Genomic DNA, 12344 nt, shown 5'->3' on the forward strand with positions numbered 1-12344 from the left:
TTTTTTAAAAGCTAAAAAAGTGCCTTATCTTCAAATCAAATGCCTTATAATCTTCTTGAATTTCTTGTTTTATTTTCATATCATTGTTTTTGTGGAAATTTTTTGACATACAAAATTCACCCCATAAGAGCCTTCTAAGCTTTGGTGGTATGTGATATTTAGCACATAATGTTTTGAATCTTTTTGTCATTGGATTTTGTGTTACTAAATGATAGATATTTAAAATATCAAGTGCGATAAAAAGAGCAAAGTCATTTTTTACAATGATGAGATGATGAATCTTGCAGCGAAAATTACTTTTTAGAATCTCATTTCTTTGCTTAGCACTTAGCACATAGCCGCAACGTTTAGCTATCTTATCACAGGCGAGTAAAAGCAGATGTGTCTCTATAATGTTATAAGCAAAGATAGCGCATTGCTGCTTAGATTCTAAAGGTAGGGCTTGACTTAGAGATTCTAAATACAATGCTTGGGGTGTGAGAGCAGCAAGCAAGGTTTGCTTATCTTTTTGCAGATACATAAGACTTCGCGCAATACCCTCGCTAAAGCTATTTACAAGCTCATTACAAAATGTATACCTAAAGTAATTGCGCTTAAATCTCATATCATTATTGCTGCTATCTTCAAAGTATGCCAACCCCTCATCTTTACAAAATTGATAAATCTCATTTTTTGGAATAGATTCTAAAGGACGGATAATAGGATAAGAGCGACTATCCTCAAAACCTAGCAGGTTACTAAGCCCTACTCCTCGCACAAGCTGCATCATAAACCACTCAAGGCGGTCATTCAGCTGATGGGCGAGAATGAGCGATTGATAATGATGAGTGGCGATAATCTCACCAAAAAAGCCAAAGCGGAAGCTACGAGCATTTGCCTCAAAATGTGAATGAAAATGTGGTGCGTGGGCGATAAAACAGCGTTTATTGTATTTTTGAGCTAAATCTTTCGCATAAGCCACCTCATCATCGGCTTCTTTGCGTGTGTGATAATGCACGATAGCCATATCAAAGACGACATTAAGCCTAAGGAGTATAAAAAATAATGCCACAGAATCCACCCCGCCAGAAAAGCCTAGCAAATGTTTGCCTCGTGTGAGGGATTGCGTTGCAGGAGAGAGTTTATCATAAAGAGACACGATGAGCCTTTGTGTGATGAGAGTAGATATGAGGCACATTATAGCTTTCTTGAGGTAATGCAAAAAGTATTTATTGCTCTTATGCCCTTGCTACTGCGATAAATCACCGCAAGGGTCTTGCACACTTAAGGCAAAGCCTCTCGTGTGCGCCTAAAGGACGCACTTAAAATTGCGCTTTGCTTAATTTTGCCCTTGCGGGATTGCATCAAGTGAGTTTCTAAGGTTTAGATTCTATTGTGCCTTTGCGGCACGAAGTGCAGTAGCGTAGCTATGATAAATCTTAATGAGACTTATGTGGTGTACTGTGAGGATTACCACCGCTACTTCCACCTACGTGCTTAATTTCACCATTTGGCAAAATATCATAAGCTTGACCGAATCCTTTGACATATCGCCCTAAACCCACTTGCAATTCAATCAAATGAAAATCCTGCATTTGACGAATAGTCTTAATGCCACCTGCTCCATCCATCGCACATTCTAGACCATTAAGTGCTGTATTAAACTCCTCACTATCACGCTCGATAAAACGTGCATTAGCTTTATATCTCAAACGTTTACGTAAAATTACAGATTTTGCCTTGCTTTCATCTTCTAAGAAAAGTATCTCGATTTTATCGGGATTAGTAGAAATACTTTGAAAATGCTCGGCAACCTCGCTGATATAGATATAAAGCTTGTTGTCTACTTGCATTAATGGCGCATAAGAAGCAATAGCATAGCCATTTTTATCGATGCTTGCGATAATGATAGAACCAAGCTCTTTTTTAAATGCGGCTACCTCATCGGCTATGGCTTTATTATCGGGTGCCTTCGTGCCTTGGCATAGCGAGATGATAGCATCTTTAATCGTGCTCATATCGGCTTTTTGCGGAAATTCCACACGTAAAGAAACATTATTGTTATACACAATATCCAAGCCCTCAAAATCTACACCTGTAAGCGTGGCATTTTGCACTTCACCATTGATAAGCGCATCGACTTTGCCATATTTTTTACACAGAGCCATAAGCTCACTATTGTGGTGTTCATTCATATGTTTAAGGATACTTTCAAAATTCATAAGATAACTCCTAAGGGAAAATGAAGTTGCGTCCATAGACTACCCCTAAAGGATAGCCTATTTGTGCAATCAAACAACAAATAAGGAAGGAAAAGATGCTTTGCTAACCCAACCCAATCAAATCAAAAATGATTTTGTTAGTTAGCATCATTTTGATGAGTAGCATTATAATACTAGAAAACTTAAAAACAAATTAATAACTATTATTAATTATTGATATTTTTTCAACTTTTTACAGCAGCGAACAGCTCTTAAGCTATCATATTATATAAGTTTATCAAAGATTAGTACCCAAGTCCAAAAGATTGCATTACTTTCCACATTGTTAGGATGACAGAAAGGGCGTATATCCCAATGAGTGCGTAGCGATGGTTGCTTAGAGTTACTTTGCTAATGAGATAGATTCCAAGCCAAACGCCAAGCATTGAAGATATGCCAATGGTTAAACCCGCGTGAAAATCAATGAGATTATGTGAGGCAAGAGATATGCTGCCTGAAATAGAGGCAAAAATAATGAAAAAAAGCGAAATAGGCACGACTTTTTTAGAATCAAATCCTAAATAATATGCCAAAATCGGCGCAAGTATCAGTCCTCCGCCCACTCCTAGGCTTATTGCAAAAATACCGGTTAGGAATCCTGCTCCAATCATTAGGCATTTTTGCTTAAAGGGATTAGTGATAGGCGGTGTGGGATTAGCCGTTGTTTTGACATCAAAGGCATATTTATAAAAACTCACGCAAGAAAGCAACAAAAAGAGCAAAAGCAGTGTCCTAGATGAAAGGCTATCAACGATTATCCCGCTAAAAGCCGCACCCATAAGCCCCCCTAAACCCACAAACACCCCGTGATTTATATCAAGCTTTTTTTGATAAATATTAATGATAGAGCCAAAGGTAGAGGAAAACACCATCTGCATAATGGATATACCAATGGCATATTCCATTTCCATACCGAGCAAAAGGAGGCAAGGCACGATGATAACGCCCCCTCCTATACCAAAAAACCCAGCCGCCACGCCGCTTACACAACCAATAAGAATGAGAATCTCAACACCCATTATTTCGCCTTTAAAAGAGGGGTTTATCCATTTCTTGCGGGATTGGTAATCCCATCACTTTGAGCACACTAGGAGCGATATTGTTTAGCCCACCATTATTAAGCTTACTCACACCATCAGCAAGACAAAAGCACCATACCTGCCCAACCGTGTGATTTGTGAGGATATTTCCCTCCTCATCTCTCATCTCCTCACAATTCCCGTGATCGCTTGTGATAAAAAGCCCATAATGATGAGCCTTAGCAGATTCTATAATTTTCCCTAATGCCGTATCTACCGCCTCTACCGCCTCTACCGCCGCTTCAAAATTACCCGTATGCCCCACCATATCGCCATTAGCAAAATTCACTACGATAAAATCATAGCTCTCCTCTATGCCCTTTAACACTTCATCACATACCTGTGGTGCGCTCATTTCAGGCATTGTATCATAGGTTTTGACATTAGGAGAGGGGATTAGCACACGATGTTCCCCTGCAAACTCCGCCTCACGTCCGCCATTAAGAAAGAATGTTACGTGAGCGTATTTCTCTGTCTCTGCGGTGTGAAGCTGCCTCAAATGATGTATAGAAATAACTTCTGCAAGGGTGTTTTGCACCTTTTGTTTAGGGAAAAGTATAGGATAGGTGAAAGTAGCATCATATTCTGTCATTGTAGCAATGCGGAGATTCACTACTTTTGAACGTTCAAACCCTGTAAAATGTGGATTCCCTAGCGCATCGACAATCTCCCTCGCCCTATCAGAACGGAAGTTAATAAAGATAAAGCCCTCATTATCATTCATACCGCTAAAGCCCTCAAAACTCGCAGGAGTGATAAATTCATCAAAAATACCCTCCTCATACATAGAGTGCACATATTCTTGCGGGGAGAGCGATGTGGGATTAGTCCCCATTACCATACTTTCATACGCCTTTTGCACCCTCTCCCATCGCTTATCTCTATCCATCGCATAGAATCGCCCACAAAGAGTCGCTATCCGCACAGATTCACTGCAAAGTCCCTGTATCTCATCGATAAATGTTATTGCGCTTTGTGGAAGGACATCGCGCCCATCGGTGATAAGATGAAGATATACTTTTTTATGCTGTGCAGATAGAATCTGTATAAGTGCCTTAAAATGTGATATATGCGAATGCACCCCACCATCGCTTAGCAATCCACATAAATGCACAATATTTTGATGCTCTGTGGCGTGAAGAAAAGCGGGATTATCTTGGATTTGCTTATCCTCAATGGCGCGGGAGATTCTCACTAGGTCTTGGTATAACACTCGCCCTGAGCCAATACACATATGTCCCACTTCCGAATTGCCCATTTGCCCTTGAGGTAACCCCACACTCAAGCCAAAGGTATCAATCATACTATAAGGCACATTTTTAAAAAGATAATCATAGGTTGGTTTTTTAGCGTGATGGAAGGCATTATATTGGGTTTGCTGGCTATATCCTATGCCATCAGTAATCACAAGAATTGTTTTCATAAGCATTCCTTTACAGAGAGATTTAGCATTAACCAATTGTAGCTAAAATCAAAAACCTTTCATTAAACTCACTTTAAAATCCCTAGCTTTATGCTTAAAGCTTATAGGATAAAGGATTGCTATGCTTTATTGGCTCTATCAACACTTTGGTATTAATATCTTTTTTTATATTACGTTCCGTGCGGGGGTGGCATTTTTCTTAGCTTTTGGATTTAGTATCGTGCTTATGCCTTATTTTATCAAATGGGCGAAGGCAAAAAAGGCTAATCAGCCCATCTCTACTTATGTAGCTGCACACGAGGGCAAGAAAAATACCCCGACAATGGGCGGAATCGTCTTTATCGCTAGTATGGTTGTAGCCTCTTTGCTCTGTGCGAATCTCTTTAACCCCTATGTGATTTTGGGGCTATTTTGCATTGTGAGTTTTAGCCTTATTGGTGCAAGAGATGATTATATGAAAATCTCACGCAAAAATAATGCCGGAATGAGCGCGAAAATGAAGTTTTTTCTGCTTTTTGTTGCTTCACTTATCATTACTGCCGCGCTTTTATATATAGGGCATAATACCAATCTCTACATTCCCTTTATGAAGTATCCTATCTTTGATATGAGTGCATTAAGGATAATGGATATTCCCTTTATCGCTTTGGGCTTTTGGATTCTCGTATTTTTGGCTACGAGTAATGCAGTAAATATCACCGATGGGCTTGATGGATTAGCCACAGTGCCTAGTATTTGCGCGCTTTGTTCGCTCTCTGTTTTTGTATATGTAGCCGGACACGCTGGATTCTCCGGCTATTTGTTATGGCCTAAAGTCGTAGATAGCGGGGAATTAGTCATTCTCTCTGTGGCACTCATCGGCGCACTCTTTGGCTTTTTGTGGTATAACTGCCACCCCGCACAAGTCTTTATGGGAGATAGCGGAAGCCTCGCTCTTGGAGCATTTATAGCCTTTATGGCAATCGTTTCTAATAATGAGATTCTACTCTTACTCATTGGCATTATTTTTGTCATCGAAGCCCTCTCCGTGATTTTACAAGTATGGAGCTACAAATACAGACAAAAGCGTATCTTTGCGATGGCACCTATTCACCATCATTTTGAAGTGCGCGGCTGGGCAGAAAATAAAATTATCGTGCGGTTTTGGATCATTGCAATTTTGGCAAATCTCATCGCGCTTTTAAGTATCAAGATCCGTTAATTTAGCATTGCATAAGGAGGCTAAATGCGTATAAGTATCTTTGGCTATGGCATTACGACCACGCCTCTTGTAGCATTTCTCAACCAAAAGGGGCATAAGCTCCATATTTATGATGATAAGTTTAATTCTATAAAAAATGATGATAAAGGCAATGTTTTGCTGCCCTCATCGCATTTTGAGCCACTTCAAAGCGATATGGAGATTCTAAGTCCGGGCATTCCGCCTAGCCACCCTCTTATCCATAAGGCAAAGCACCCCATTAGCGAATATGATTATTTTGATATGCTTTTAAAGGCGGATTCACAAGCAAGCATACAAATGCCCTATATGATATGGATAAGCGGGACTAATGGCAAAACCACAACCACAGAGATGAGCACATTACTTTTAGAATCTTTTGGCGCACAAAGCGGAGGGAATATCGGCACACCTTTGGCAACTCTTTATGAGCAAAAACCCAAAGTATGGGTGCTAGAGACAAGCTCCTTTACTTTGCATTACACACACAAAGCCACCCCACATATCTACGCCCTCTTGCCCGTGAGGGAAGATCACATCAGCTGGCATGGGAGCTTTGAGGCTTATATTGATGATAAGCTAAGCCCTTTAACGCGTATGGATTCAAAGAGTGTTGCCATTATCCCCACTGCGCTTAAAAACCATCGCTTTGTGCAGGATTTTAGCGGAACTTTGATAGATTATGAGGGGAGCGTGGATTTAAGCCAAAAATGTGGCATTGCCCTGCAAGATATTGTCTTTAAAGAGCCGTTTTTGCTCGATGCGCTTATTGCTCTAAGTATCGCTAAATATGCCTTTAAGGCAGATAACATCGCGCTTTTAAATCGCTTTAGCATTGGCAAACACAGAATCGCAGAATTTTATGATAAATATAAACGTCTGTGGGTAGATGATAGCAAGGGAACAAATGTCGATGCGACTATTCAGGCTATCGCTCGTTACACACATACGCATATTATGCTAATCCTTGGAGGTGATGATAAGGGGGCAAATCTCACGCCACTTTTTGAATTTATGCAGGGGAAGGATATTGAGATTTTTAGCATTGGGACAAATGAGGCGCGATTAGTTGCATTTGCAAAGGAATACAAGATTCCCATTACACCTTGTGGGAATATATATAAAGCAATGGAATCTATTAAGAATAAACGCACAAAAAATGCTAAAGATATAGTTTTGCTCTCTCCTGCTGCTGCAAGTTTAGACCAATTTAGCTCATATAAAGAGCGAGGAGAAATTTTCACACAACTTGCCCTGCGGGAGTAATATAGAACTTCACATAAAAAGCAGCAAAGTAGCTTTATATGGCTAAATGTGTCGCTTTTTGAATATATGACAATATAATATTATAATTTATAGGGAGGGCAGTATGCCAAGCATAGAAGAAACATAGACGACCAAGTCAAACAAGAGCTAGCACACCATCATATCCAATATTTTTATAAAAACAGATGCCATCAATAGCGAAATAGAACAGGCTTTACGCAAATACCCTAGCAAAAGTGGAGGCAGCGGGAGGAATTATCCTGATATTAAGCTTTTCTTACATACAAGCGAATTGAGAAAAATCCCTGTGATGATAGAGAGGTTAAGACACAAAGGATAAATTAAAATTCCAAAAAACAGGCGATGAGGTCAAAAACACCAATGATAAAGGCGATTTCAGTTTCAAAAACATAAGCGAATACGCCCTAAATGGTACGGTGCATTATGATTGCAAAGCTGGTGTAGGTTTGCCCTATTAAAAGACACGTAATAAAATATCACGGCTAGGATTAAGACAAAGGATAAATATGCAGTGGAAAAACGAAGCCGATGTAGATGATTATGTCAAAGGGACTTTTAAGAATCTTGGGCTTAAGAAAAATAAAGATTTTTTTGAAAAATCAGGCAGTGAGTATCTCAAAAATGCACTTGAGGGCTTTTCTAAGACAAAGGATAAAAGCGGAAAGGAATCCCAGACTTTGCCATAGAAAGCTATCAAATTCCTATTTTAATTGAAAGCAAACTTGGGCTTAAGAGATTAGAAAGCAGAAAAGAAAATGAGCTTAAATTTGATGATAATGCTATCTCAAGTTGTGCTTTTAATGGGGCTTTACATTATGCAATGGGCGTGATAAAAAACAATAAATACAAAGAAGTCATTGTTATAGGTATAGCAGGAGACAATGAAGAAAATGTTAGTTTTAAAGTTGCTTATGTTTTTGGTGCTTCTTCTTTAGCTTTTAAAGAGATTGTAAGTCAAAATTTAGATTTTTTAGAAAACAAAAAGAGCTTTGAGAGTTTTTATGCATGAAAAAGCGATTTTAAGCGAAGAAGACAAGCATAACATTCTTATTAGAGGTCAATTTAAACTTGAAAGGCATTCCAAAAAGCTTAATAAACTCATGCACAATCGCAACATTACCGCCCATCAAAGAGTGCTTTATGCCTCAGGTATGCTCCTTACTATGCAGAGTATAGGAGATAATAGGGGCTTGGAAATCGATGATTTAAAAGGCAAACCAAAAACCAGCAACGACAGAGATGGCTTGATATTTTAAGGCAGATTGAAGATTTTTTAAAGACAAAGGTTAAGGATGAAAGAAAATTGCAGCTAATGCTAGAATCTTTCAAAGAAATTTCAAAAGACGCCGACAGAGACGAAGCACAAAAAGAAAATCATAAAGAAGTCGCCGAATTACTCAAAGAACCAAGCTCTATCACAAAGCAAATTTACCTATCTTTATGAATACATTTATAGCGACATTGACGGACTTAAAGGGCATTTAGATATAATGGGACAAATGTATAGCGAGTTTTTAAAATATGCTTTAGGTGATGGCAAAGAATTGGGAATCGTCCTTACTCCTCCTTATGTAACCAAAATGATGAGCCAGATTCTAAAAATCAATCAAGATTCTAGGGTAATGGATCTAGCCACAGGCTCGGCAGGATTTCTCATCTCGGCTATGGAGCTAATGATAGAAGATGCGGAAAAAATTTCAGGCAAAGACACGAGCAAAACAGAAGCAAAAATCACACATATTAAAAAGAATCAGCTCTTAGGCGTGGAGCTTAATGCAGAAATGTTCGTCCTAGCCACCACGAATATGATTTTACGCGGCGATGGCTCAAGTAGAATAGAAAAGGCAAATACCTTTGATACTCCGCCCAGCCTTTATAGCGATTTTAACGCAGATAGAATCTTGCTTAATCCTCCCTTTACTTATAGCGAAATGTGAGTAATCCTAAAATTTTAGAAAAGCACCCTTTAAAAGCGAGTATTAAAATGCCTGTGGATTTGTTTGAACCTATGGCAAGTGTGCAAACAAGTATTTATGTCTTTGAAGCGGGAATCCCGCACGATTTTAATCAAGTGGTAAAATTTATTGATTTTAGAAATGACGGCTATAAACGCACAAAGCGAAAATTACAAGACAAAGACCACGCAAAATGGCGTTACCAAGACATCATAGAAATTTATAAAAATGGCTACAAAGCAAGACTACAAGCTAAGTGGAATTTAGATGAAATCTATGTAGAAGATTATATTGATAAAAGCGGAGCGGATTGGAATTTTGACCAGCATAAAATAATCGATACTAAGCCCACATTAGCGGATTTTAAAAAATGCGTGAGCGAATATTTAGCGTGGGAAGTAAGCAATGTGCTGAAAAATACCAATAAGGAGAAAGAGCCAAATTTTCACTAAGCCCCCGTTTGGCAGAGCTTGAAAAAACATTCAAGCAAAATGGGGGCGAATGGAAGGAATTTCGAATCGGGGATTTGTTTATTTCTTATAATGGCGATTTTGACATACAAAAAACGCATTTAAACGATAGGGGTTTTTATGTGGTAAGTTCAGGCGAACAAAATATGGGTATCATAGGCAAAACAGATCTAGAAGCTAGAATTTTTCCTAAAAATACCATAACTTGCGATATGTTTGGAAATGTGTATTATAGAAATTTTGATTATAAAATGGTTACTCACGCTAGGGTATTTTGCCTTGAATTTATAGCTGGAAATTTAAATGAAAAAATCGCTTTGTTTATCATTTCTGCAATGAAATTTCTACGCTTTAAATTTCAATATTCTAATATGGCAAGTTGGAGAAAAATACAAGATTTGACAATCTCCCTCCCTGTATATAATCCCGCTCGTCATTGCGAGGACGACAGGACGAAGCGATCCATAGAAATCAATAAAATGGATTGCCACGATTCTGCTACCGCAGAATCTCGCAATGACAACAAGGACAAAAACTATACTATCGCCTTTGATTTTATGGAAAAGTATATCCAAGAACTCGAGGCGTATCTTTTAGTAGCTAGACTAAAAGATACAAGGCTTACAGAAAAAGAAAAAGAAGCTTTGCGAATCTTCGCAACGCTTGAAGATTCTGCAATTCGGGGGGGGGGGGGTAGAATCCTCTCCGCTGCTTGAGCGTGAAAATTTTGCAAACATCAAATGGTGGGAATTTCAGCTCGGTGAGCTGTTTGAGATTTTTACAGGTAGAGATGTGATTATAGGAAATATGGAAAGTGGAGATATTCCTTTAATTAGCCATCAAAATACAAACAATGGAGTAGCAAAATATATTAAAAGATTAGAGCATAGATGCCTTTTTAATTATAGAAATACTGTCGCACTTGCTGACAGGGGTGTTTTTTATGCGACAACACACAATCAAAACTTTCATATAAGAACAAGAGTGAAAGCTTTAGTATTTAAGGAAAAAAATATAAGTAGGAATATAAGATTGTTTTTCGTAGTAGCTATTAATAGATTACAAATTAAATTTATAGAATATTCGGCAAATGCTACCGATAAATTATCTAATGAAAGAATCTCCCTCCCCGTGTATCAAAACAACCAAATCGCCTTTGATTTTATGGAAGATTTCATCAAATCCATAGAAAAAGCCCATATTGATAATATTTATAGATTCTGGCAAAACAAATTATCAGCTTATAAAGATGTCGTTGCAGGTAGCGGGGGTTGATACAAGAATCCCATCTCTTGTTGAGGTTTCGCACCTTGCAGGTGTTCAACATGACATAGGTGCAGATATTTCATGCATTGCTCCTAAGCTTTCAAACTACTCATATCAATCACATAGCGGAATTTTGCCTTGCCTGTGGTGAGGTTTGTATAAGCCTCATTAATATCATTAACGCTAATAACCTCTGTTTCGGGGTAGATTCTATGTTTGAGTGAGAAATCTAGCATTTCTTGCGTCTCTTTAATGCCCCCAATGAGTGAGCCATAGACCTTTTTACCCGCAGAAAATACAAGACGTGCTACATCAATATGCGTTTTTAGCTCCGCAGGAGGCAACCCGACAATCGCCATTTCACCCCCAAAGGCAAGCAAATCCACATAATCATTCACATTATAAGCAGTAGGAATAGTAGAGATGATAAAATCAAATCTCTCCTTTACATCTTTTAGCCTATCAGTCGTGTATAGGGCTTTTGCACCAAGTGCTAAGGCTTCTTTTTCCTTATTTTTATTACGGGCAAATACGCTCACCTCCGCACCCATTTGCAATGCGTATTTTAAAGCCATTACACCAAGTCCGCCAAACCCAGCTACTGCGACCTTATCGCCGCCTTTGACATTGCTAAATTTAATAGGTGAATATGTCGTAATCCCCGCACACAGCAAGGGAGCGACTTTCTCTAATGACGCATCTTTTGGGACGCAAATAGCAAATTTTTCATTCACCACGATATTATTGGAATAGCCTCCATAAGTGGGGGCGTTATTATGAAAGCAATCAAGGCAATCATATGTGAAAACCACTTTGCCGTTCTCACAAAACTGCTCTTGGGATTTCTTACATGCCGCACATTCCCCGCAAGAATTGACCATACAGCCCACGCCCGCATAATCACCGACTTTGAACTTACTCACCTTGCTCCCCACAGCCACGACCTTTCCGGCTATTTCGTGTCCGGGCACCATAGGGTAAATGCCCTTCCTCCATTCACTTCGTGCGGAATGTATATCGCTATGGCAGATTCCAGCATAGAGAATCTCTATGAAAATATCATATTCGCCCATAGTATGACGTTTGAAGCTAAAGGGCTTAAAGGTATCATCTTTATGCGCCACAGCATAGCCTAGCGCGTCTATCTCCGCACCGCTTGTAGCTTGAGTGAGATTATCTTTTAATAACATAACAACTCCTTGTTTGGGAAACTTTAAAATTGCAATTATAATACCTAACACCAAGTGTTTGTCAAGCATACGTAGAGAAAAGTTAAGATAAATGCGTGGTAAAAGCCATTGTGATAGAAAAGATGAAAAGGCAAATCGTGGCAGAGAGGAAGGGATTCGATAAATATTGTTTATAATTCCCTCATATAGGGATTAAGGTTTCTTTTGTCCCCAAT

Annotated in this window: 9 protein-coding genes and 1 pseudogene; 5 read left to right on the plus strand and 5 right to left on the minus strand. The window is 38.9% G+C overall.

Annotated features, from left to right (window positions below; translation table 11 throughout):
• Positions 1–4 precede the first annotated feature (4 nt).
• From tilS to gpmI, 4 genes are all read right to left on the minus strand, one after another.
• Complete coding sequence (gene tilS / locus QZ289_RS00910) at positions 5–1177, minus strand: tRNA lysidine(34) synthetase TilS (RefSeq protein WP_295698125.1); 1173 nt, start codon at positions 1175–1177, stop codon at positions 5–7.
• Positions 1178–1418: 241 nt separating this feature from the next.
• A complete protein-coding gene (locus QZ289_RS00915) occupies positions 1419–2201 on the minus strand; it encodes a HugZ family heme oxygenase (RefSeq protein WP_295698127.1) in 783 nt (260 codons plus the stop codon).
• Between the two features lie 284 nt (positions 2202–2485).
• Positions 2486–3259, minus strand: coding sequence for a sulfite exporter TauE/SafE family protein (locus QZ289_RS00920; protein WP_295698129.1), 774 nt, complete (start codon positions 3257–3259; stop codon positions 2486–2488).
• A 10-nt stretch (positions 3260–3269) separates the two neighbouring features.
• On the minus strand, positions 3270–4748 hold the full coding sequence (gene gpmI, locus QZ289_RS00925; protein WP_295698130.1) for a 2,3-bisphosphoglycerate-independent phosphoglycerate mutase: 1479 nt from the start codon (positions 4746–4748) through the stop codon (positions 3270–3272).
• Between the two features lie 115 nt (positions 4749–4863).
• Here gpmI and mraY point away from each other — a divergent pair, with 115 nt between their 5' ends.
• The 5 genes and pseudogenes from mraY to QZ289_RS00950 all read left to right on the plus strand — a co-directional run bounded on the left by mraY (position 4864) and on the right by QZ289_RS00950 (position 10948).
• On the plus strand, positions 4864–5943 hold the full coding sequence (gene mraY, locus QZ289_RS00930; protein WP_295698132.1) for a phospho-N-acetylmuramoyl-pentapeptide-transferase: 1080 nt from the start codon (positions 4864–4866) through the stop codon (positions 5941–5943).
• A gap of 24 nt (positions 5944–5967) precedes the next feature.
• On the plus strand, positions 5968–7227 hold the full coding sequence (murD, locus tag QZ289_RS00935) for a UDP-N-acetylmuramoyl-L-alanine--D-glutamate ligase (protein WP_295698135.1): 1260 nt from the start codon (positions 5968–5970) through the stop codon (positions 7225–7227).
• A gap of 527 nt (positions 7228–7754) precedes the next feature.
• Positions 7755–9655: pseudogene (locus QZ289_RS00940) on the plus strand (class I SAM-dependent DNA methyltransferase).
• 8 nt (positions 9656–9663) lie between these two features.
• On the plus strand, positions 9664–10389 hold the full coding sequence (locus QZ289_RS00945) for a restriction endonuclease subunit S (RefSeq protein ID WP_295698139.1): 726 nt from the start codon (positions 9664–9666) through the stop codon (positions 10387–10389).
• A complete protein-coding gene (locus QZ289_RS00950; protein ID WP_295698141.1) occupies positions 10337–10948 on the plus strand; it encodes a restriction endonuclease subunit S in 612 nt (203 codons plus the stop codon). Before QZ289_RS00945 ends, QZ289_RS00950 begins: the two co-directional genes overlap by 53 nt.
• A gap of 83 nt (positions 10949–11031) precedes the next feature.
• Here QZ289_RS00950 and QZ289_RS00955 read toward each other — a convergent pair whose 3' ends face one another.
• Positions 11032–12129 (minus strand): NAD(P)-dependent alcohol dehydrogenase, encoded by a 1098-nt coding sequence (locus QZ289_RS00955; protein ID WP_295698143.1) that lies wholly within the window; start codon positions 12127–12129, stop codon positions 11032–11034.
• Positions 12130–12344 lie beyond the last annotated feature (215 nt).

This window comes from uncultured Helicobacter sp. (genome assembly GCF_910577135.1).
GTDB classification, from domain to species: Bacteria; Campylobacterota; Campylobacteria; order Campylobacterales; family Helicobacteraceae; genus Helicobacter_C; species Helicobacter_C mastomyrinus.

What these genes read in the sequence shown, in the direction of transcription:
- tilS (WP_295698125.1), bottom strand. Translation starts at nt 1,177, where the DNA reads ATGTGCCTCATATCTACTCTCATCACACAAAGGCTCATCGTGTCTCTT.
- QZ289_RS00915 (WP_295698127.1), bottom strand. Translation starts at nt 2,201, where the DNA reads ATGAATTTTGAAAGTATCCTTAAACATATGAATGAACACCACAATAGT.
- QZ289_RS00920 (WP_295698129.1), bottom strand. Translation starts at nt 3,259, where the DNA reads ATGGGTGTTGAGATTCTCATTCTTATTGGTTGTGTAAGCGGCGTGGCG.
- gpmI (WP_295698130.1), bottom strand. Translation starts at nt 4,748, where the DNA reads ATGCTTATGAAAACAATTCTTGTGATTACTGATGGCATAGGATATAGC.
- mraY (WP_295698132.1), top strand. Translation starts at nt 4,864, where the DNA reads ATGCTTTATTGGCTCTATCAACACTTTGGTATTAATATCTTTTTTTAT.
- murD (WP_295698135.1), top strand. Translation starts at nt 5,968, where the DNA reads ATGCGTATAAGTATCTTTGGCTATGGCATTACGACCACGCCTCTTGTA.
- QZ289_RS00955 (WP_295698143.1), bottom strand. Translation starts at nt 12,129, where the DNA reads ATGTTATTAAAAGATAATCTCACTCAAGCTACAAGCGGTGCGGAGATA.